Annotated in this window: 17 protein-coding genes; 15 read left to right on the forward strand and 2 right to left on the reverse strand. The window is 73.0% G+C overall.

What is annotated here, in order from left to right; genetic code table 11:
* The first annotated feature begins 27 nt into the window (after window positions 1-27).
* From DZA62_RS22475 to DZA62_RS22550, 15 genes are all read left to right on the forward strand, one after another.
* Window positions 28-1416, forward strand: coding sequence for a S1C family serine protease (locus DZA62_RS22475; RefSeq protein ID WP_116951183.1), 1389 nt, complete (start codon window positions 28-30; stop codon window positions 1414-1416).
* A gap of 58 nt (window positions 1417-1474) precedes the next feature.
* On the forward strand, window positions 1475-2134 hold the full coding sequence (locus DZA62_RS22480) for a twin-arginine translocase TatA/TatE family subunit (RefSeq protein ID WP_116951184.1): 660 nt from the start codon (window positions 1475-1477) through the stop codon (window positions 2132-2134).
* A gap of 1580 nt (window positions 2135-3714) precedes the next feature.
* Window positions 3715-4422 carry a FadR/GntR family transcriptional regulator gene (locus DZA62_RS22490; protein ID WP_116951186.1) on the forward strand — a complete coding sequence of 236 codons (708 nt, stop codon included), beginning with the start codon at window positions 3715-3717 and terminating at the stop codon, window positions 4420-4422.
* A gap of 88 nt (window positions 4423-4510) precedes the next feature.
* Window positions 4511-5776, forward strand: a complete 1266-nt coding sequence (locus DZA62_RS22495; protein WP_116951187.1) for an ABC transporter substrate-binding protein — start codon at window positions 4511-4513, stop codon at window positions 5774-5776.
* A 26-nt stretch (window positions 5777-5802) separates the two neighbouring features.
* Window positions 5803-6744: a carbohydrate ABC transporter permease gene (locus tag DZA62_RS22500; protein ID WP_116951188.1), complete on the forward strand. Its 942-nt coding sequence runs from the start codon at window positions 5803-5805 to the stop codon at window positions 6742-6744.
* Window positions 6745-6748: 4 nt separating this feature from the next.
* The gene (locus DZA62_RS22505) at window positions 6749-7567 is read left to right on the forward strand and encodes a carbohydrate ABC transporter permease (protein WP_116951189.1); all 819 of its coding nucleotides are present in this window, start codon (window positions 6749-6751) and stop codon (window positions 7565-7567) included.
* Window positions 7568-7577: 10 nt separating this feature from the next.
* Entirely contained in the window at window positions 7578-8372 is a 795-nt protein-coding gene (locus tag DZA62_RS22510) for an SDR family oxidoreductase (protein ID WP_116951190.1), read from the forward strand.
* A gap of 4 nt (window positions 8373-8376) precedes the next feature.
* On the forward strand, window positions 8377-9621 hold the full coding sequence (locus DZA62_RS22515; protein WP_116951191.1) for an enolase C-terminal domain-like protein: 1245 nt from the start codon (window positions 8377-8379) through the stop codon (window positions 9619-9621).
* Between the two features lie 3 nt (window positions 9622-9624).
* On the forward strand, window positions 9625-11721 hold the full coding sequence (locus DZA62_RS22520) for an MGH1-like glycoside hydrolase domain-containing protein (RefSeq protein ID WP_116951192.1): 2097 nt from the start codon (window positions 9625-9627) through the stop codon (window positions 11719-11721).
* 73 nt (window positions 11722-11794) lie between these two features.
* Entirely contained in the window at window positions 11795-12175 is a 381-nt protein-coding gene (locus DZA62_RS22525; RefSeq protein WP_116951193.1) for a hypothetical protein, read from the forward strand.
* 96 nt (window positions 12176-12271) lie between these two features.
* The gene (locus tag DZA62_RS22530) at window positions 12272-13018 is read left to right on the forward strand and encodes a response regulator transcription factor (protein WP_116951194.1); all 747 of its coding nucleotides are present in this window, start codon (window positions 12272-12274) and stop codon (window positions 13016-13018) included.
* Window positions 13015-14547, forward strand: coding sequence for a sensor histidine kinase (locus DZA62_RS22535; RefSeq protein WP_116951195.1), 1533 nt, complete (start codon window positions 13015-13017; stop codon window positions 14545-14547). The genes DZA62_RS22530 and DZA62_RS22535 overlap by 4 nt, the downstream gene beginning before the upstream one ends.
* Window positions 14544-15785, forward strand: a complete 1242-nt coding sequence (locus tag DZA62_RS22540; protein ID WP_116951196.1) for a glycosyltransferase — start codon at window positions 14544-14546, stop codon at window positions 15783-15785. The genes DZA62_RS22535 and DZA62_RS22540 overlap by 4 nt, the downstream gene beginning before the upstream one ends.
* Window positions 15782-17791 carry a mannosyltransferase YkcB-related protein gene (locus tag DZA62_RS22545; protein WP_116951197.1) on the forward strand — a complete coding sequence of 670 codons (2010 nt, stop codon included), beginning with the start codon at window positions 15782-15784 and terminating at the stop codon, window positions 17789-17791. The genes DZA62_RS22540 and DZA62_RS22545 overlap by 4 nt, the downstream gene beginning before the upstream one ends.
* Window positions 17784-18590, forward strand: a complete 807-nt coding sequence (locus tag DZA62_RS22550) for an intradiol ring-cleavage dioxygenase (protein ID WP_116951198.1) — start codon at window positions 17784-17786, stop codon at window positions 18588-18590. Before DZA62_RS22545 ends, DZA62_RS22550 begins: the two co-directional genes overlap by 8 nt.
* A gap of 5 nt (window positions 18591-18595) precedes the next feature.
* On the opposite strand, the gene DZA62_RS22555 is transcribed toward DZA62_RS22550, so the two are convergent.
* Both DZA62_RS22555 and DZA62_RS22560 read right to left on the reverse strand, forming a co-directional pair.
* Complete coding sequence (locus tag DZA62_RS22555; protein WP_116951199.1) at window positions 18596-19570, reverse strand: hypothetical protein; 975 nt, start codon at window positions 19568-19570, stop codon at window positions 18596-18598.
* A gap of 69 nt (window positions 19571-19639) precedes the next feature.
* On the reverse strand, window positions 19640-20788 hold the full coding sequence (locus tag DZA62_RS22560; RefSeq protein WP_116951200.1) for an Mrp/NBP35 family ATP-binding protein: 1149 nt from the start codon (window positions 20786-20788) through the stop codon (window positions 19640-19642).
* Window positions 20789-20796: the final 8 nt, after the last annotated feature.

Raw genomic sequence — 20796 nt, forward strand, 5'->3', positions numbered from 1 at the left:
CGCGCCGCCGCCTGGGAGAATGACGCCATGAAGGCAGGCTGGAGCAGTCTCGGGCCGACCACGCCCCCGGAGCGGAGCCCGGGCGGCGACCCCTGGGCGGGTGGCTCGTGGCAGTACTCCGACGAGACGAGCCGTCCCGCGCCGGCCGTGAGCCCGGCCGCGGCCACCCGGCCCCTCGTCGCGGGCAACGGAACCGGCGCCGCGCCGGCCAACGACGGCACGACCCGGTTCCTCGCGACCGCTCCCGACGGCACACCGGCGGCCGGCACCGCCGCGGCGGCGCCGGGCGGGCCCGCCGCGCCCGGCCCGGGTGTTCCTGCCGACGGCGCCGGGCATCGGCGGCCGCCGAAGAAGCGCCGCGGTCTGGCCACCCTCGGCATCCTGGTCCTGGCCGTCGCCGCGGGCGGTGCCGGCGGGCTGGTGGCCGAGGCCATCGACGACGACGGCAGCGGCGGCGGTGGCACGGTCACCGTCATCGGGGCCGACCCCGCCGGGCTGGTCGAGCGGCCGCCCGAATCCATCGCGGGCGTGGCCGCCAGCGTGCTGCCCAGCGTCGTGTCGGTCAGCGTCGCTGACGCCGGCGGCTCGGGCTTCGTCATCTCCGAAGACGGCTACGTCATCACGAACAACCACGTCATCGCGACCGCGGGCGACGGCGCCATCGAGCTGGCGTTCTTCGACGGCCGCCGGCTCGAGGCCGAGCTCGTGGGCGCCAGCCCCAGCTACGACATCGCCGTCCTCCACGTCGACGCCGACGACCTCCAGCCGGTCGTCTTCGGCGAGTCCGAGTCCGTGGCCGTCGGCGACCCCGTCGTGGCCATCGGCAGCCCGCTGGGTCTCGACGCCACCGTCACCAGCGGCATCGTGTCGGCGCTGGAGCGGCCGGTCAGCGCCGGCGGCGAGGACGACCAGTCCTACATCAACGCGCTGCAGACCGACGCCGCCATCAACCCGGGCAACTCCGGCGGCCCGCTGGTCGACGGCTCCGGCCGCGTCATCGGCGTCAACTCCGCCATCGCCAGCCTCGGCATGGGCCAGCAGGCCGGCTCCATCGGGCTCGGGTTCGCGATCCCGATCGAGCAGGTGCAGCGCACCGCCCAGCAGCTGATCGCCGACGGCGAGGCCGTCTACCCGGTCATGGGCGTGCTGCTCGACAACGCCTTCGTCGGCAGCGGCGCGCGGGTCGCCGACGACGGCGACAACGGCCCCGGCGTCACGCCCGGCGGCCCGGCCGACGAGGTCGGCATCGAGTCGGGCGACGTCGTGGTGGCCGTCGACGGTCAGGACATCCGCACCCCGGCCGAGCTGATCGTCCGGCTGCGCGCCCACGAGCCCGGCGACGACATCACCGTCGTCGTCGATCGCGACGGCGAGGAGCTGGAGTTCACGCTCACCCTCGGCTCGGCTGTCGGTTGACGCGGCACGTAGTCTTGCGGGGACGGATGCACGTACGTAACCGACGTGGGGGCCGACTGTGTTCGACATAGGTATCGGCGAGGTGTTCGTGCTGCTCGTCGTCGCCCTGCTCGTCTTCGGCCCCGACCGGCTGCCCGACATGGCGCGGCAGGCGGCCGGCTTCGTCCGTGATCTTCGCACCATGGTGGCCAACGCCCGCAAGGATCTCTCCGGCAGCGTCGGCGATCTCGGCATCGACAAAGAGGACCTGAAGACCCTCTCCGACCTGCGCAACCCGAAGTCGTTCGTGCGCCAGAAGGTCCTCGACGGCATCGACCTCGGTCTCGACGACGACGATGACACCTCGCCGTCCCGGCGTACCAACGGCAACGGCACCCGCCCGTCGGCGCGGTCGGCCTCCACGGGCGGCGAGCGGGTCGGCGAGACGGTCGACGTCCCTCCGCCGTCTGCCGACGTGCCCCCGGCCCCCGAGGAGGAGACTCCTCCGCCGCCGATGGAGGACACCCCCGCGGCTCCGGCTGCTGCGGCCGCTTCGCCGGGCGCTGACGCGTCCGAGCAGCCCGCGTCCGAGCCGTCGACCCCGGCAGCGTCGGCTCCGGCTCCGGCTGCGTCGGCGGCGGTGGCGGTGGAGTCGGCGGCTGAGCCTGCGGCCGTGGAGCCGGAGGCGGTGCCCGCTGAGACGGCCCGTTCGCCGCGCTTCGACCCCGACGCCACCTGACGTCTCGCTGCTGCCCGTTCTGCCCGCGTCACCACCCCTTCCATGATCATCAATCTTCCGCGTCGTGATGACGCCGCAGAAGGTTGATGATCATGGACGCGCTGCTCGTTCCGGCGCCTGGGGCCTCGCTCTTCCCGGTGGCGAACGGGGCGTTCGCTGGTGGTACAGACCATTTTCGGCGCGGCGAGGATCGTCGGACCAGGCGTTCTCCCGGTTCGCCAGGCATGCATGCATGGTGAAGCGGGAGAACGGGTGGTTCACGTGATCATTTCCAGCCGGTGGGCGACGCGGGGTGGCGGCGCGTGGGCCGATACTCGGCGACGGCGCTCCTGGGGGCACCTGGTCGTGGGTCGGGGCTGTCGTCGCACGTGTGACGTCCACTGGGTGAGATTTCTCGTCGATTCGGGGGCCATGCCTAGGACTGTGTTCGCTCTGCGAGGCATGCATGCCTGGTGGAGCGGGGGAACGCCTAGTGGCGTACGTGATCGTTGATGATCATCGCTGTCCACAGGCCACGGCGTCGGTGATCCCGAGGCGACGGTCGCCGAGGGCGGGTTCACGTCGCCGGTCGGACCACGGCGACGTCGGTCGGCGTTGCGCAGCCGGCGATGGCCGAAACTGCGCCCCGGTCGCCGATGGGAGGGTGGATTCGGCTGCGGAGTTCGAGGTGTGTCCAGACTCGCCCCGTCCCCCTGATAGCTGCCAGGTTCTTGGCCGCGGAATCGCGGGTCAAGCGGTCTCGTCGGCGCGAAGCGCCCGTCAGTCCGCTTGAGGCGCGGTTGCGCGGCTGAGAAAATGGGCAGCAGGGGGACGGCGAACGGCGCGAACCCGAGGCACGCACGCCCGGCCAACTAGAGGGCTGAGCGAACGAGCGGACCGAACCGACCGAGTCACCCGGCTCACGAACGGTGGAACCGGGACCACGCCCGCGCACCTTGAGGTGTGCCCAGACTCGCCCCGTCCCCCTGATAGCTGCCAGGTTCTTGGCCGCGGAATCGTGGGTCAAGCGGTCCTCGTCGGCGCGAAGCGCCCTTCAGTCCGCTGGAGGCGCGGTTGCGCGGCTGAGAAAATGGGCAGCAGGGGGACGGTGAACGGCGCGAACCCGACACACGTCCGCCCGGCCCACGAAACGCCGGCCCACCAGCAGGCCAAGCCGAGCCGGGCCGGGCCGCCGAGCCGGGCCACCGAGTGGGTCGACCCGGTCGCTCTGTCCGCGAACGGTGTACCGATCCGACCTGAGTTGGCGGCGCACCCGAGTCGACCGCTCGACCGCTCGACCGGCCTGTCCGGCCTTCCGAGTGACCCGAGCAGCCCGAGCGGCTCCTCGCAGCTCCAGCCGCCGAGCGCACGGTACCCCCACCCGAACCCGCCCACCAGAGTCGGCCCGTTCCCGCGCGCCAGCGGCTCGGCCACCACCTACGTGAGCGACAATGGACCCCCACCCACCTGCGCATTCACCGCCGGCACCGCCGAGGCGATGATGACTCCAGGGTCACGGCACGGTCACGATTGTCGACAGAAAAGTGATTTAGTGATCTAATCACTCCAACGCCGCAAAGCACGTCGAAGGGGACGGGGCTGTGACTGCCGGAGATGCGAGCCGCCGGACGCTGGCCGATGAGCTGGCCACCGGCGTCGTCGAGCTGATCCGGGAGCGCCGTCTCGAGGCGGGCGCGCAGATGGACACCGTCCGGTCGATGGCCGAGCGGTTCGCCGTCGCGGTCCCGACCATGCGCGAGGCGTTGCGCCGGCTCGAAGCGATGGGTGTGGTGGTGCTGCGGCACGGCTCCGGGGTGTACGTGGGGGAGAACGTGCGCCGCTCAGTGTTGCCGAATCCGCATGGACCGCTGCTGACCAGCGAAAGTCTGGTCGACCTGTTGCTGGCGCGCAGCACCATCGAACCGCCGATCGCGGCCATGGGCGCCACCGTCCGTGACCCCGTCGGCGTCGAGCTGATCACTGAGACGCTGCGGGAGGCGGAGCGCTGTCTCATCGAGCGCAACGAGCGGCTCTGGGTCGTCAACCTGGACTTCCACCGAGCGGTCGCGCAGGCGTCCGGCAACACGGTGCTGGCCGAGGTGGTCGACTCGATCGTGCTCGTACACGCCCAGGAACAGCGCGAGATCCTGCGGCTGCACGGCGACGAGGGCGAGGACTTCGAGGAGCACCGGCGCATCGCGGGGGCGGTGCTGGACGGCGACGCCGATGAGGCGTACCGCGCCAGCAAGGAGCACCTCGACAACGTCATCATGGCCATCCGCAGCAGGAGACCCGATTCCGGGCGGTAACCGTTGATCCTGGCATACTGCCTAGTCACGGGCACATGCAGACAGGTTACACCCGATGTCATACATGAAAGCTACGAGGTGAGGTCACGTGAGATTGCGTCACACCGGGGTGGCGGCGCTGGCGGCGTCGACGCTCGTTCTGGCTGCGTGCGGGGGCGGCGACGACGAGGACGCCGAGGGTGCTGCCGGACCGGGCATGATCAACTTCTACACCGACAAGGGCGCGTGGGAGCCTCAGTTCCTGGAGGTGTCCGACGTGTCGGAGACCAGCCTGGGGCTGGGGCTGGACTTCACCGGGTACTCCGACGCCGAGCAGTACTCGGCGTTCGTCCGGCAGTCCTTCCGCACGGACGAGAAGCCCGACCTGTTCACCTGGCACACCGGCAGTGAGCTGGAGGACCTCGTCACCGAGGGCCTGCTCGCGCCGACGACGGACATCTGGCAGGGCGCCATCGACAACGGCGACGTGCCCGAGGCCATGCGCGAGCACTTCACCGTCGAGGGCGAGCAGTACTGCGTGCCGATGAACGCCGCCTACTGGGTCATGTACTACAACAAGGACGTCTTCGCGGAGTACGGCCTGACCGAGCCGACCAGCTGGGCCGAGCTGATGACGATCGCCGACACCCTCAAGGCGGGCGGCGTCACCCCGTTCTACGAGACCAACATCCTGTTCTCGTTCGTCTGGTTCCAGACGCTGATGGCCGGCACCGACCCCGAGCTCTACAACGCGCTCGGCACCGGCGAGGCCAACTACACCGATGCGGGCGTCGTCGCGGTGATGGAGCAGTGGCAGTCGATGCTCGAGGCCGGCTACTTCGGCGACCCGGGTGACCAGACGGCGCCGCAGGACCAGCTGAAGAACGGCACCGTCGCGATGATCAACTTCGGGACGTTCCTCAGCGGCCAGCTCAACAGCGTCGACATGGTCTCCGGCGAGGACTACGACTTCTTCCTCATCCCGAACGTCAACCCGGACCTGGCGCAGACGTCGCTGATCTTCGAGACCGGCCCCATGTGCACCGCCCTGGACGCCGCGAACGAGACCTCCGCGCTGCAGTACGCCGAGTGGTGGATGACCGAGGAGGCGCAGACGGCGTGGGCCAACGCACGCGGCGACGTGTCGTTCAACCCGAAGGCGCTGGTGCAGGACCAGTTGCTCGCGGGGCTGAACGAGCAGTCCGCGAGCGGCGACTACCTGCTGCTCGAGCGCTACTTCGAGGCGACGCCGACGCCGGTGCTCACCGCGGCGCTCGACGGCTTCAGCGCGTTCGTCACCAACCCGGGTGACCCGACCTCGATCCTGCAGACCATCGAGGCCGAGGCCGACGCGTACTGGGCCGAACAGGGCTGAGGCCCGCGCACCGAGAGGAACGAGCGATGTCCGCGCCGGCCACGGCCGCACCCACGACGCCGTCCCGCGGCTCGGCACCCCCCGAGCCGCGGCGGCGCCGCCGGAACACGTACGGCTGGCCGGCGCGCGGCTTCAGCGTGCCCGCCGTCCTGGTGGTGGCGGTCCTGCTGTACCTGCCGTTCCTCTGGACCACGTGGATCAGCTTCACCGAGTACAACGGGCTCGGCTCGCCATCGTGGGTCGGCCTGGACAACTACCGGGCGATGTTCGACGACCCGAACTTCGCCACGTCGCTGCGCAACACCCTGATCTGGGTGGTGGGCAGCATCACGGTCCCGGTCGGGCTGGGCCTGCTGATCGCGGTGCTGTCGCACGGGATGCGGTTCGGCGGCTGGTTTCGGCTGCCGTTCCTCATCCCGTACGCGATCTCCGGCGTCGCGGTCGGCGTGGTGTGGCGGTTCGTGCTGCAGAACGGCGGCGGGCTGAGCCAGGCGCTGGACGCGCTCGGCCTGCCCGGCGCCGACCTGCGCTGGCTGAGCGACGCGCCGCTGAACACGCTCGTGATGATCGGGGCGTCGTCCTGGCAGCAGAGCGGGGTGAACGCGCTGCTGTTCGTCATCGGGCTGCAGTCGATCCCGCGCGAGCCGATCGAGGCGGCCCGGCTCGACGGCGCGTCCGGCTGGCGGATGTTCCGGCACATGCACTGGCCGATGCTCCGCCCGCTGACCACCGTCGTGGTCGGGTTGTCGCTGGTGGCCAGCCTGAAGACGTTCGACATCGTCTGGATCATGACGAAGGGCGGGCCGGGCCGCAACGCCGAGACCCTCGCGGTGACGATGTACGAGGAGACGTTCGTGAACAGCGCTTACGGCGCCGGTTCGGCGGTCGCGGTGTTCCTCAGTGTGGTGACGTTCCTCGCGGCCATCACCTACCTGCGGCGGCAGCTGTCGCCCGAGCGGGCGGTGTGACCCGATGACCGCACGCATACTCCGTCCCACGATCCTGCTGGTGCTCGGCGCCATCTGGCTGGCCCCGATCTACCTGCTGCTGGTCAACGCCAGCAAGGCCCCCGCGCAGTACGCCGCCGACCAGGTGTGGAAGCCCATCAGCGACTTCGCCCTGTTCGACAACATGCGCGAGGCCTGGGAGATCGGCGGCCTGGGCGAGGCCGTCACGAGCACGCTGCTCTACAGCGTCATCGGGCCCGCGCTGGCGGTGCTGTTCGGCGCGGCCATCGGCTTCGCCATCGTCGCGCTGCGGCTCAGGCACGGGTTCTTCTGGTTCGTGCTGGTGTTCGGCGGCACGGTGTTCCCGCTGCAGATGATCCTGATGCCGCTGTTCGTCGGCTACGTCGAGGCCGGCATCTACGACAGCCGGCTCGGCATGATCGCCATCTACACGGCCGTCACCGTGCCGTTCGCGGCGCTGGTCATGCGCAACTTCCTCGGCGGCATCGCGCATCAGGTGTTCGAGGCGGCGGTCGTCGACGGCGCCAGCACCTGGCGGATCTTCTGGCGCATCTACCTGCCGATGTCCACCAGCGCGCTGGTGGCGGTGTTCATCCTGCAGGCCACGTTCGTCTGGAACGACCTGCTGCTGGGGCTGGCGCTGAGCCAGTCCAACGACGTCCGGCCGCTCATGACGGCAGCGGCCGCGCTGCAGGACACCTACGGCGGGCTGCAACTGACGGCGGTGCTGGCCGGCGGTCTGCTGGTGTCGCTGCCGACGGTGGTCCTCTTCCTGTCCACCCAGCGGATCTTCAGCCGGGGTCTCAACCTCGGTCAGTTCTAGGAGGCGTGCGATGAGAGTGGCCGTGGTCACCGGCGGCGGCGCGGGCATCGGCCGGGCGGTCGTGGAGCGGCTGGCCGGCGACGGCGAGCTGGTGGTGGCGCTCGACCGCGACGCCGCCGCGCTCGACCGGCTGGCCACCGACGCCGCGGTCCGCGGGTGGCAGCTGCGGACCTCGCCGCTCGACGTGGCCGACGCCGCCGCCGTCGAGGCGTGCGCCGCCGAGCTCACCGACCGGTACGGCAGCATCGACACGCTGGTCTGTGCCGCCGGCATCCAGCGCTACGGCACCGTCGAAGAGACCAGCATGGAGCTGTTCGACGAGGTCATCGACGTGAACTTGCGTGGCGTCTTCGCGGTCTGCCACTTCCTGATGCCGCTGCTGCGGGCCGACGGCGGCGGCGCCGTCGTGGTCGTCGCGTCGGTGCAGTCGTACCAGTCGCAGACTCGGGTCGCGGCATACGCGGCGTCGAAGGGCGCGCTCGTCGCGCTGGTCCGGTCGATGGCGCTCGACCACGCGCCCGACGGCGTCCGCGTCAACGCCGTCCTGCCCGGCTCGGTCGACACCCCGATGCTGCGCTGGGCCGCCGATCTGCACGCCGAGGGCCGTCCCGCCGACGACGTCGTCGCCGAGTGGGGCCGTTCGCACCCGCTGGGCCGGGTCGCGCTGCCGTCCGAGGTGGCCGACGCCGTCGCCTACCTGGCCGGGCCGCAGGCCGGCTTCGTCACCGGCACCGACCTCGTGGTCGACGGCGGCCTGCGGGCCGGCCTGCCCGTGGCGCTACCCGAGCACGTGAAGGAGAACTGAGTTCGTGAAGATCGTCGACGTGCGCGCCACCACCGTGACGGTGCCGCTGCAGGCGCCGCTGCGACACAGCAACGGGGCGCACTGGGGCCGCTTCGTCCGCACCATCGTCGAGGTCGAGGCCGACAACGGCCTGGTCGGCCTCGGCGAGATGGGCGGTGGCGGGCAGAGCGCCGAGGACGCCGTCCGCGGTCTGCGCGACTACCTCGTCGGCCACGACCCCGCCCGCACCGAGGCGCTGCGGTTCATGCTGGCCAACCCGACGGCCAGCCTCTACAACAACCGCACCCAGCTGCTCGCGGCCGTCGAGTTCGCCTGCCTCGACCTGCAGGGCAGGCAGCTGGGCGTGCCGGTGCACGAGCTGCTCGGCGGCAAGGTCCGCGACCACGTCGAGTTCGCGAGCTACCTGTTCTTCCGTTACCCGGCCGCCGACGGCAGCGGCGAGGTGCGCACGCCGGAGCAGCTGGTCGCGCACGCCCGTGAGCTGAAGGACGCGCACGGCTTCACCGTGCACAAGCTCAAGGGGGGCGTCTTCCCGCCCGACTACGAGCTGGAGTGCTACCGCGCCCTGGCCGACGCGTTCCCCGGCGATCAGCTGCGCCACGACCCCAACGGCGCGTGGTCGCCGGAGGAGTCGGTCCGGTTCGCCGCCGCCATCGACGACCTGCGCAACGACTACCTCGAGGACCCGACCTGGGGCATGAACGGCCTGCGCCGGGTCCGCGAGCGCACCGCCATCCCGATCGCCACCAACACCGTCGTGGTGAACTTCGAACAGCTGGCGGCGAACGTCCGTGACCCTGCCGTCGACGTCGTCCTGCTCGACACCACGTTCTGGGGCGGCATCCGCCCGTGCGTCAAGGCGGCCGGCGTGTGCGAGACGTTCCAGCTGGGCGTCGCGGTGCACTCGTCCGGCGAGCTGGGCATCCAGTTGGCCACCATGCTGCACCTCGGCGCCGTCCTGCCGAACCTGTCGTTCGCGGCCGACGCGCATTACCACCACCTGACCGGCGACGTCATCGCCGGCGGGCCGTTCCGGTACCGCGACGGCGGCATCGACGTGCCCGACGCGCCCGGGCTCGGCGTCGAGCTGGATCGCGACAAGGTCGCCGAGTACGCCGAGCTCTACCGCGAGCTGGGCGGGTACCCGTACGACCGCGATCCCGGCCGGCCGGGCTGGTACCCGTTGCTGCCCAACTCCGACTGGGCCGACCCGGCGATGGCCGGCCCCGTCGATCTCGGAGGACGCTGACCGATGCGGCTCATCCCCACCGTCGACGACTTCACCTCCGACCCGGTGGTGCAGCGCTACGACGACATGGTCAACCCGCCCGGCCTGACCAACTTCCTCGGCGCGGTGCAGGTCGACCACGACGTCACCGCGGTGCGCAGCGTGAACTTCGCGCCGGTCTCGCACGGCGACACCGTCACCGGTGCGCTCTGGGTCGACGGCCGGCTGTTCCGGTCCTACGGCGAGCCGGTCACGATCCAGTGGCGGCCGGACCGCGTCGTCCGGTCCGCCCGGCTGGGCGACCTCGCCGTCGAGTCGACGACGGTGACCCCGCCGGGTGTCGACGGCGTCGTCGTCGACATCGCCGTGACCAACACGTCCGACGCCGAGCGGATGGTCCGGCTGGGCCTGTCGGTCGCGTCGACGGCGACCCAGGCCGCGCCGTGGCGGGTGCCGGAGCCGCCGTCGGAGCCGAACGCGCTGGCCCCGCTGCCGGGCCGTGCCGCGCTGCTGGGCCGGGCCGAGACCACCGCCGCCGTGAGCGTGCAGGGCTTGGACGCCGACGGCGCCCGGGCCGGCGACCGCACGCTGGAGGTCGACGTCTCCCTGGCGCCCGGCGAGCGGTACCGCTTCGGCTACGTGCACGTGGTCGGCGCCGACGCCGACGGCGCCCTGGCCGCGTACGACACCGTCGTGGCCGACGTGCCCGGGCAGGTCGCCGCCGCGCGCACGCTGTGGGACGACACTCTGCGGGCCGCCTTCACACCCGGGAACGACCAGTTCAGCGGGCACGTGCCGACGCTGGAGACGTCGAACGACGCGCTGCGCCGGCTGTATTGGTGGGGCGTGCTGGGCGTCATCTGGTTCCGCCGCGACAGCCCGGCCAGCCACCTGGGCCGCGTCTACGACACGCTGATGCCGCGGTACTGGCAGACCACCACGTTCATCTGGGACTTCAGTCTCAGCTCGATGATCCACGCGCTGCTGGACCCGGTGCCGATGCGCCGCCAGATCGAGCACTGGATCGCGCTGGACATCCACCGGCACTTCGGCACCGAGTGGCAGACCGGCGGACCGGCCGGCTACTGGTACTCCGTCAACGACTACGCGATGATCCGGCTGGTCCGTGACTACGTGCGGTGGAACGGCGAGCCGGGCTTCCTGGACGTCGAGCTGGCCGCCCACGACGGGCCGGCGAAGCCGGTGGCCGGGCACGTCGCCGACTGGGCGACGGCCTGGGAGGGCCTGCGCAGGAAGCACGCGCTGGCCGACTACGGCGGCATCGACAACCTGCTCGAGTGCGTCAGCTCCTACGTGCACGAGGTGGCCAGCCTCAACGCCGCCAACGTGTGGAACCTGCGGGCCGCGGCCGACATCGCGGCGCTGCGCGGCGACGACGGCCTCGCCGGCGACCTGCGGACGAAGGCCGACGCGCTGGTCCCGCACGTCGGCGAGCTGTACGTCGAGGGCCAGGGGTTCTGGCACGCGCGCCAGCCCGACGGCCGCATGCTGCCGGTGCGGCACTGCTACGACTTCACGACCGTCGGCATGACCATCGCCGCCGATCTGCCGGAGCGGCGGCGCGAGGAGATGGTGGCGTTCTTCGTCCGCGAGCTGCGCACGCCGTCGTGGATGCGGGCGCTGTCGCCGTACGACGACGACGCCGCGTTCAGCGTCCGCCCGGACCACCAGTGGAACGGCGCCTACCCGGCCTGGCCGGCCGACGCCGCGCGGTCGCTGATCGAGCTGGGCCGGCCCGACGTCGCCGCCGACTGGCTGACCGGCCTGGCCCGGACCGCCAACCAGGGGCCGCCCGGCCAGGCGCACTTCGTCGAGGAGGCCGCCGAGCCGCTGAACGGCGGCGCGGTGAAGTCGCCGCCGCAGTTCCCGTACCTCATCGACTGGTCGTGCTCGTCGGCCGGTTCGTGGTCGGCGCTGGTGGTCGAGGGGTTCTTCGGCGTCCGCCCGGACGTCGACGGGTCGGTGACGGTGCGGTCGCGGCTGGCCGCGGTCGACCCGGACGCGCGGCTGCGCGGCCTGCGGGCCGGCGGCCGGCTGGTCGACGTCGACGCGAACGGCGTCACGGATTCACAGGGCACGCACAGCTCCGCCGTGGGCTGAGCACAGGATCGCCGCCGAAGGTCGGGAGGACGTGCACCAGCCGGTGCGCGTTCACCACCTACGGGGAGGTTCGATGTCCGACAGTACGACTGACACTCCTGACCGCCTGCGGCGCTGGCGCACGCCGATCGTGTCCGCCGCCATCGCCGGCGGGCTGCTGCTCGGCGGTTACGGGATCGCCGCGGCCGCCGACTCCGGCTCGTCCACGCCGGACACCAGCGAGAGCGAGCCGGCCGCGCCGGACACCGAGTCCGGCCGGCCCGACGCGCCGGAGTCCACTGCGCCGGACCAGGCCCGGCCCGGCCAGCCGAGTGACGGCGAGGGCCGTGGCGGTCCCGGCGGGGCCGGTTGCGACGAGGCCCCGGACGACGGCCAGGCGCCGGAGGACGGTCAGGCGCCGGACCAGGCGCCGGAGGGCGAGCAGGGCCGGACGGAGTCGTCCGCGACGACCTGATCGCCGAGGCGGAGCCGCCTCGGCGGCTCCGCCTCTCACAGGAACTTCACGGGAACCTCTCAGCGGATCCTCAACCTGCCTGGATAGACCGGAGCCATGATGGACGCGACGCTCGATCAGGCACCGCTGACCCGCCCGGACGGCACTCCGCCGCGGATCCTCGTGGTCGACGACGAACCGAACCTGGCCGAACTGCTGACCGCCGCCCTGCGCTACGAGGGCTGGGCGACGTCGACGGCGCTGACCGGCCAGGACGCGATCCGCACCGCGATCGACGAGGCGCCGGACGCCGTCGTGCTGGACGTGATGCTGCCCGACGTCGACGGCCTCGGCGTGATGCGCCGGATCCGGGCGCATCATCCGGGCGTGCCGGTGCTGTTCCTCACCGCTCGCGACGCCGTCGAGGACCGCGTGGCCGGGCTCACCGCCGGTGGCGACGACTACGTGACCAAGCCGTTCAGCCTGGAGGAACTCGTGGCCCGGCTGCGCGGGCTGCTGCGCCGGGCCGGTACGGCGCGTCCCGCGGAGGTCTCCGTCCTCGCCGTCGGCGACCTCGTCATGGACGAGGACGCGCACGAGGTCGAGCGGGCCGGACAGCCGATCCGGCTCACCGCGACCGAGTTCGAGCTGCTCCGCTTCCTGATGCGCAACCCGCGCCGGGTGCTGTCCAAGGCGCAGATCCTGGACCGCGTCTGGCAGTACGACTTCGGCGGCCAGGAGAACATCGTCGAGCTGTACGTCTCGTACCTGCGGCGCAAGATCGACAAGGGTCGCGAGCCGATGATCCACACCGTCCGCGGCGTCGGCTACCTGATCAAACCCGCCGCCGAGGCGGGGCCGTGACCAGGCACCCGCTGCGCCGGCGGCTGGTCTGGACCGTCGTCGCGCTGGTGTTCGCCGTCACCGCGGCGCTGGCCGTCGTGTCGGCGGTCGCGCTGCGTTCGACGCTCTCCGACCAGCTCGACGAGCAGGTCCGGCTGGCCTCGGAGCGGGCCGCGGCAACTCCGCAGCCGGGGCCGCCGGGATCCATCGGCTCCGGCGGGCCGCCCGGCGGCTCGCACCTCCCGCTCGGCCAGGCCGCCGGCACCGTCAGTGTCTACTACGACGACGGCGAGGTGGTGGACGCCGGGTACATCGACGACGCCGGCACGTTCCAGCCGCTGGACACCGGGCAGCTCGACGCGCTCGAGGAGCTGCCGCTGGACGGCCGTCTCCACACGGTCGAGCTGCCCGGACTGGGCAGCTACCGGGCCGTCGCGACGCAGACCCCGCGTGGCGACGCCGTCGTGACCGCGCTGAGCTCCGACGGCGTCTCCGGCACCGTCGGCTCGTACGTGACGGTCGAGGTCGCGCTGGCCGGGGCCGGCGTCGTGCTGGCCGGGGTCGCGGCGACGGCGCTGGTGCGGCGGGCGCTGCGACCGCTGGACCGGGTCGCCGTCACCGCGCGCCAGGTGTCCGAGCTGCCGCTGGACAGCGGCGCCGTCGGGCACATCCCGCGGGTACCGCCGGCGCTGGCCGAGGAGCGCGGCGAGGTGGGCGCGGTCGGCGCCGCGTTCAACCGGATGATCGCCCACGTCGAGACCGCGCTGTCGGCCAGGCACGAGTCGGAGCAGCAGGTCCGCCGGTTCGTCGCCGACGCCAGCCACGAGCTGCGCACACCGCTGGCCTCCATCCGCGGCTACGCCGAGCTGGTGCGCCGCTCGCCGGACGAGGTCCCGGCCGCGGCGACGCACGCGATCGGCCGGGTCGAGTCGGAGGCGCGCCGCATGACCGGGCTGGTCGACGATCTCCTGCTGCTCGCCCGGCTGGACGCGGGCCGGCCGCTGGAGCGGGCGCCGGTGGACCTGGCCGGGCTCGCCGTCGACGCGATCGCCGACGCGCATGCCGCCGGCCCGGACCACGTCTGGCGGCTCGACCTCGGCACCCGGCCCCGGCCGCTGCTGGTCGACGGCGACGACCCCCGGCTGCGGCAGGTGCTGGCCAACCTGCTGGGCAACGCCCGCGTGCACACGCCGCCCGGGACGACGGTGACGGTGTCCGGGCGCCGCCGCGGTCACCACGTCGTGCTCGGCGTGGCCGACGACGGCCCCGGCATCCCGGCGGACCAGCGGCCCGGACTGTTCCAGCGGTTCAGCCGCGGCGACACCGCCCGCAACCGCACCGGCGGCTCGACCGGGCTGGGCCTGGCCATCGCCGAGGCGATCGTGCACGCACACGGCGGGACGATCGCCGTCGCGAGCCGGACCGACGGCGAACCGGGCGCGTCCGGGCCCACCGGTACGACGATCACCGTGCGGTTGCCGGCACTCACAGCCGGCGCACAGGCGCAGCACAGCCCGGCCCGAGCGGAGTCGCCGACCGTGGCGGCATGACCACACTCCACACCAGCCCGGCGCCGGTCGCACCCGCGGTCCCGGCCGCCGGACCGCCGGTCCTGGACCTGGTGATCCCGGTCCACAACGAGGCGGCGACGCTCGACGAGGCGGTTCGCCGCACCCACGACCACGTCCGCCGGCGGCTGCCGTTCACCGCGCGGATCACCATCGCCGACAACGCCAGCACCGACGACACGCTCGCCGTCGCGCACCGGGTCGCGGCCGAGCTGGACGGTGTCCGGGTGCTGCACCTGGACCGCAAGGGCCGCGGCCGCGCGCTGCGCGAGGCCTGGAGCACGTCCGACGCCGCCGTGCTGGCGTACATGGACGTCGACCTGTCCACCGACCTGTCGGCGCTGCTGCCGCTGGTCGCGCCGCTGGTGTCGGGGCACTCCGAGGTCGCGGTCGGCACCCGGCTGGCGCGCGGCGCCCGGGTGGTCCGCGGCCCGAAGCGGGAGCTGATCTCGCGCGGCTACAACCTGCTGCTGCACGGCGTGCTCGCGGCCCGGTTCTCCGACGCCCAGTGCGGGTTCAAGGCGATCCGGGCCGACGCGGCCACGCAACTGCTGCCGCTGGTCGCCGACGGCGCCTGGTTCTTCGACACCGAGCTGCTGGTGCTGGCCGAGCGGGCCGGGCTGCGCATCCACGAGGTCCCGGTCGATTGGGTCGACGACCCGGACAGCCGGGTCGACATCGTCGCGACGGCCGTCGCCGACCTGCGCGGGGTGGCGCGGCTCGGCCGGGACCTGGTGACCGGCCGGGTGCCGCTGGATCGGGTGCGGGCGGCGCTACCGGCACCGCTGCTGGACCGCAACGGCGCGCTGCCGCCGTCGGCCGCCGGCGCACGGGCGCCGCTGGCCGCCCAGGTGCAGCGGTTCGCCGTCGTCGGCGTGGTGTGCACGGTGCTCTACGCCGTGCTGTTCCTCGCGGCCCGCCCGTCGCTGGGCGCGCAGGCGGCCAACCTCGCCGCGCTGCTGGTGGCCACGCTGGTGAACACCGCGCTCAACCGGCGGCTCACGTTCGGTGTGCGCGGCCGGTCCGGGCTCGCCCGCCACCACGGTCAGGGCCTGGTGGTGTTCGGGCTGTGCTGGGCGCTGACCGCCGGTGCGCTGGCGCTGCTGGAGCTCGGCGGCGCGGCCGTCTCGCACACCGCGGAGCTGGCCGCCGTCACCGTCGCGAACCTGATGGCGACCGCGCTGCGGTTCGTCCTGCTGAGGGGGTGGGTGTTCCGATGACCACGACGACCTGGACCACGTCGGCACCGGTCGCGGCCGCCACCGACGCCGTGCGGCGGGTGGGCCGGGACCGCGTCGTGCTCGGCGCGCTGCTGGCCGGAACCGCGGTGCTGTACTTCTGGGACCTGACCGCGTCGGGATACGCCAACGAGTTCTACGCGGCGGCCGCGCAGGCCGGCTCGCAGAGCTGGTCGGCGTTCCTGTGGGGCGCCTCCGACGCGGCCGGCTCGATCACCGTCGACAAGCCGCCGGCCGCGATCTGGCCGATGGCGCTGTCGGTGCGGCTGTTCGGGCTCTCGTCCTTCGCGATCCTGCTGCCGCAGGTGCTGATGGGGATCGGCTCGGTCTGGCTGGTGTTCGCCGGGGTGCGGCGCCGGCTCGGGACCGGCCCTGCCGTGCTGGCCGGCGTCGTCCTGGCGCTGACCCCCGTCGCGGCGCTGATGTTCCGGTTCGACAACCCCGACGCGCTGCTCGTGCTGCTGATGACGGCGGCCGCGTACGCGGTGCAGCGGGCGATCGAGTCGCCGTCGGACCGCCGCCGGCTGGGCTGGATGGCGCTCATGGGCGCCCTGATCGGGCTGGGCTTCCTCACCAAGCAACTGCAGGCGTTCCTCGTGCTGCCCGGCTTCGCCGCCGCCTACCTGCTGGCCGCGCCGGTCCCGATCGCGCGGCGGCTGCGCGACGGGTTCGTGGCGTTGGGTGCACTGGTGGTCGCGGCCGGTTGGTGGGTGGCGCTGGCCGAGCTGGTCCCGGCGTCGGCGCGACCGTACATCGGCGGCTCACAGACGAACTCGTTCCTGGAACTGACCTTCGGCTACAACGGCTTCGGTCGGCTCACCGGCGACGAGGCCGGCTCGGTCGGCGGCGGTGGCGGCTGGGGTCAGACCGGGCTGACCCGGCTGCTCGAGGGGCAGTTCGGCGGCCAGATCGCCTGGCTCGCCCCGGCTGCCGTGGTGCTGGGCGCCGCCGGGCTCTGGCTGCGCCGCGGCCGGCCGCGCACCGACCCCACCCGGGCGATGCTGCTGCTCTGGATCGGCTGGCTGGTCGTCACCTGGCTGACCTTCAGCCTGATGGCCGGGATCTTCCACGAGTACTACACGGTCGCGCTGGCGCCGGCGATCGCCGTCCTGGCCGGGCTGGGCGGCGGGCTGGTGTGGCGTGCCCGGGCCGAACGGACGTGGGCGCTGCCGCTGCTCGCCGGAATCGTCCTGCTGACGACGGTGTGGGCGTACGCGCTGCTCGGCCGCAGCGCCGACTGGCAGCCGTGGCTGCGGCCGGTCGTGGTCGTGGCCGGCGTGGCCGCGGCGGTGCTCCTGCTGGCCGCGCAGTGGCGCGGGGCCGCGCTCGCCCGGGCCGGGATCGCGCTCGCGGTGGTCGCCGGGCTGCTCGGACCGGCCGCCTACACCTTGCAGACCGTCGCGACCCCGCATGCCGGCTCGATCGTCACGGCCGGACCCGCGGTGACGGCGGCCGGGCCGGGCGGCATGGTGCGTGGCGGACCCGGGGGCGCTGCTGGTGGCGGCGCCGGCGGCGGACCTGGCGGCGGGCCGCCCGGGGGTGTCGCGCCCGGCGGCGGGACGCAGTTCGGCGGACCACCCGCCGGCCAGGGCGGCGGCGGCGCGGTTCCGGGCGGCGGCGCGATGGGCGGGCTGCTCGGCGGCGGCACCGCGAGCGCCGACGTCACCGCGCTGCTGCTGGAGAACGCCGACGACTACACCTGGGTCGCGGCCACGGTCGGCGCGCAGAACGCGGCGAGCTACCAGCTCGCCACCGAACACTCCGTCATGCCGATCGGCGGCTTCAACGGCAGCGACCCGTCGCCGACGCTGGAGCAGTTCCAGCAGGACGTGGCCGACGGGAAGATCCACTACTTCATCGGCGGCGGCGTGGGCGGCGGTTCGGAGATCGCCGACTGGGTGGCCGAGAACTTCACGGCCGTCACCGTCGACGGCGTCACGCTCTACGACCTCGGCGCGACCAGCGGAGGGGAGTCGATCGATGCATGACGAGGTACGCGCCAGCCGCCGCCTGATCGCGCGGCGCCGGGCGCTGGGACTGGGCGGGACGGTCGGGCTCGGAGCCGTGCTGGCGGCCTGCGGCGTGGGCGCCGCGAACGGCACCGGCAGCCCGGCGGCGACCGCGACGCCGTCGGCCACCGGGACCGATCTGGTGGCCCTGCTGGACGCGGTCGACATGGCCGGGACGTCGCCGGAGACGACCGAGGGCCCGTACTGGTTCGACGTCGACTCGATCCGCTCGGACCTCCGCGAGGACCGGCCCGGCGCGACGTTGACGCTGGCGCTGCGGGTGCAGGACGCGCAGAACACGCCGCTCCCGGACAGCGTCGTCGAGATCTGGCACTGCGACGCCGGCGGCGAGTACTCCGGGTTCGAGGTCGCCTCCGGCGGGCCGCCCGGCAGCGACGGCGGGCAGTCGACGTCGGACGGCTCGTACAGTCAGGGCGACACCGAGTCCGAGCCCACCGACGACGGCACCTACCTGCGCGGTGCCCAGGTCGCCGACGCCGACGGCATCGTCCGCTTCACCAGCATCTATCCGGGCTGGTACCGCGGCCGGACCGTGCACATCCACGTCCGTGTGCACGTCGACCAGCAGACCGTGCTGACCACCCAGCTGTTCTTCGACGACGAGCTCAGCGACCAGGTGTACGCCGCGGCGCCGTACAGCGACCACACCGGCCGCGACACCGGCAACGACGCCGACTCCATCTACGCCGACACCGGCCTGCTCACCGTCGTCGCCGACGGCGACGGCTGGCTCGGCTACACCAACCTCGGCGTGTGAGCGGGTCAGTCGTTGCAGCGGTCCAGCAGGACGTGGTCGCCGGCGCCGGTGACGGTGACCGTCCCGCCGCCGGCGCCGCTGAGCACCACCCGCCGCGTGTCGACGCCGTCGATCGTCGCGGCGACGTCGGAGTCCACGGCCGGGACCTCCGCGAACGACGCCGTGCCCAGGTGCTCGACCCACGCGCTCACGGCGTCGCCGGTGCGCTGGACGTCGCTGCCGCGGACAACGGCGACGAAGCCGCCGGTGGCGCACGTCGGCATGATCGGCGGCGCGAGCAGTTCGTAGCCGTCGAGCAGCCGGTGGTCCTCGCCGGACGGGGCGAACGGCGCGCCGATCGGGTCGCCGGGCCCCGGCCGGTCGTCGGGGAGCGGCTGCGGCATGACGGGCGAGTCACCCGCCGGTGTGGGCGCCTGCGCCTCCAGTTCCGGCAGCGGCGACGACGGGCTGTCCTGGACCTCGGTGACGCGGACGAACGACAGGTACGGGTCGGTCCGCTCGCTGACCACGAGCTTCAGGTCGAGCCGGTAGCCGTCCGGCCCGAACGCGTGAGTCTCGCACTCCAGCGCCAGCGGGTCGTCGCCGTCCGGGACGTCGTCGCTGCCCAGCGGCCAGCGTTCGCCGGTCGCATCGGGGTAGGTGACGTCGGCGACCTGGCAGGCCGCCGGTTCGGCGTCGTCGTCCGGGTGGTACGTCAGCGGCTCCAGCCCGGCGGCGCGCACCTGGTCGACGAGGTCCGCGAAGGCCGCGACCGGGTCGCCGTCGACCAGCAGCAGCGCCTCGGTGCCGGCGGGCGGGCCGTCGCTCGCGGCGGCGTACGGGAACGGCCCGCCGAGCAGCACGGTGCCCGGCGGGACGCTCAGGTCCGCGCTGATCGGGCTGCCCGGCGGCTCGCCGGTGGGTGCCGCCGAGCCGCCGTCGTCGTCGTTACCGCAGGAGACGACGAGCAGGGCACTGAGCAGGACGGCGACGTGACGCATGCCGCCGACCCTGCCACAACCGGCGGGAGAGAGAGGCACAACGCCATGCCGGCCAGGACGTGCCTGCCATCAGCCGGCGGGGGAGAGGCTCAGCGACATGCCGGCCAGGCCGCGCTGGCGGTGCGAGAGTCGCTTGGCCACTTGACGCAGCGTGGCCGACGCCGGAGCGTCCGGCTCGCTCAGCACCAGCGGCGTGCCGGCGTCGCCGCCCTCGCGCAGCCGGGTGTCGAGCGGGATCTCGCCCAGCAGCGGCACCGTGGCGCCGAGGCGCCGCGACAGGCCGTCGGAGACCCGCTGCCCGCCGCCGCTGCCGAACAGCTCGAGGCGGTGCTCCGGGCCGCAGTGCGGGCACGGCAGGAACGACATGTTCTCGATGACGCCGGCCACCTGCTGGTGCGTCTGCATGGCGATCGAGCCGGCCCGCTCGGCCACCTCGGCAGCGGCCAGCTGCGGCGTCGTGACGACCACGATCTCGGCGTTGGGCAGCAGCTGCGCCAGCGAGATGGCGACGTCGCCCGTGCCGGGCGGGAGGTCGAGCAGCAGGACGTCGAGGTCGCCCCAGTAGACGTCGGTGAGGAACTGCTGCAGCGCGCGGTGCAGCATGGGGCCGCGCCAGGCGACCGGGATGTCGCGGTCGGGCTTGAACATCTCGGTCGAGATGAGCTTCACGCCGTGCGCCGGCACCGGCATGATCATGCGCTCGACGACGGTGGGCTGCGAGCCCGCGACGCCGAACATGCGCGGCATCGAGTGCCCGTAGATGTCGGCGTCGACCAGCCCGACGTTGACGCCGTCGGCGGCCATGGCGGCGGCCAGGTTGGCCGTCACCGACGACTTGCCCACGCCGCCCTTGCCGGACGCGACCGCATAGACGCGGGTGAGCGAGCCCGCCTGGGTGAACGGGATCTCCCGCTCGGGCGCGCCGCCACGCAGCTGCTGCGACAGCTCCTTGCGCTGCTCGGCCGACATGACGTCGAGCACCACCTCGGCCGACGTGCTGCCCTGCAGCGCCATGACCGCCGCGGTGACGTCGCGGGTGATGGTGTCGCGCAGTGGACAGCCGGCGACCGTCAGGTAGACCTCGACCGTGACGCGGCCGTCAGCCGCGACGTCGACCGACTTCACCATGTTCAGCTCGGTGATCGGCCGCTTGATCTCCGGGTCCTTGACCCCGGCCAGGGCCGCGGTGACGTCGTCGACGGTGGGGAGCGCACTCATATGGTCGA

This window comes from Jiangella endophytica (genome assembly GCF_003427025.1).
GTDB classification, from domain to species: Bacteria; Actinomycetota; Actinomycetes; order Jiangellales; family Jiangellaceae; genus Jiangella; species Jiangella endophytica.